Here is a 1536-nt window from a genome sequence, read left to right as displayed (position 1 = left end):
ACGCGCGCCGCTCGAGTCCGCTCCGTCGGCAGCGCCGTCGGGGTCGGCACCGGCCGACGACGCGACGGCCGAGACGACCGGAGCGAGCGCGGGGACCGCGACGACGGGCTCGGCCTCGCAGTCCGTCGCCGGAACGCGGCCCGCGCCCGCGAAGCGACGACTCGTGAGCACCTCGCTCTTCGACCGTCGGCGCACCGCGCCCCCGGCCGCCGCCGCGGCACCTGCTCCGAGCGCCGGCGAGCAGGCGACCGCGCAGCCGGTCGAGCCCTCCTCCGAGGAGGCCGCGACGTCACAGGGCTCTCACCCGGCGCCCGCACAGCCGGCACCCGGAGCCGCTCCCGCACCGGTCACGCCTCCGGACTCCGCCGCACCGGCGGCCTCCCCGGCGCGCCCCGCCTCGCCCTCGGCGCCCACGCCCGAGCCGCCCATGGAGGACGAGCTCGAGTCGCCGCCGACCCTGATCGCACCTATCGACGACGGAGAAGGACCGCAGGAGGAGGTCCGACCGGCGCCCAGGCCCGTCCGACGCGCCCCGGCGCCCGCGCCGCAGCCTCCCGCCGCCTCCACGGGCGACCTCGAGAACTCCGGCGCCTACGACGACCTCTTCGGCAAGACCGTCTTCCGCCGCATCGAGGACGCCGCCGTGCGCCGCAGCGGCGAGGAGAGCGAGGAGGCCGAGCACGAGCAGAACGCCTCCGCCTCCAGCGCTGACGTCGTCGCGGCGGACGGCGACTTCCCCTCCGAGACCCGGATCCCCGGCGTCGACGCGGACGACGAGGCCGAGGAGGCCCCCGTCCCCGAGCACACCACCGGCGCCGGCGACTTCATCGACTGGGTGCCGGGCGTGGGACGGACCGCGCCGGAGATCGCGCAGGCCGCCGCACGACGCGCCGCGCGACCGCAGAGCGCACCGCCGACCTACCCGCAGGTCCACATGGCCGAGCGTCTGCCCGCCCCGAACACCGGCTCGAGTCCGGCGCCGACCCGGCCCGACGCTCCCCAGGGCACGGGCGCAGACAGGTACGCACAGGTCTCCGGCCCCGGGGCCCCGATGCAGGGTGCGCAGAGCGCCGAGGACCGACACGGCGCGAGCCCGTACGGTATGTCGGGACCCCAGGGGCAGCAGAGCCCGTACGCGGCACTGGGGACCTACGGTCCGCAGAGCGCGTACGGCGCGCAGGGCCGGCACGGCCAGCAGGGTGACCACGGACGCCCCGGTCCGTCGCACCAGCAGGCGCCCTACGGCCAGCAGGCCCCCTACCCCCAGCATCCTCCTCACGGACAGCAGACCCCGTACGGCCAGCAGTCTCCCTACGGCCAGCCGAGCCAGGACGGCCGGCCGGGCCGGCACGGGCAGCCCGGCCAGTTCGCCGGGCCCGGCCAGAACGGTGCCCCGGCCCCCCACGGTCGGCCCGCCGCCTCCGGCCATACCGGGCAACCGGGACAGCAGCCGCCGCACGCCCCCGGCGTCGGAGGACGCCATGCGAGCGCCCCGCATCCCGTCGCGCCGAGCGCCGCAGCGCCGCCGGCTCCGGG

At 77.9% G+C, this 1536-nt stretch carries 1 pseudogene; it reads left to right on the top strand.

Going from position 1 to position 1536, the window contains the following annotated elements:
• Positions 1–163: 163 nt before the first annotated feature.
• Positions 164–1536 (top strand): annotated as a pseudogene (locus tag HMPREF3159_RS10680) (hypothetical protein); the annotation flags it as partial.

The sequence above is a fragment of the Brachybacterium sp. HMSC06H03 genome (assembly GCF_001807385.1).
Classification (GTDB): Bacteria; Actinomycetota; Actinomycetes; order Actinomycetales; family Dermabacteraceae; genus Brachybacterium; species Brachybacterium conglomeratum.
Note: the sequence above shows the minus strand (reverse complement) of the source record. Positions and strands in the feature narration are given on the sequence as shown.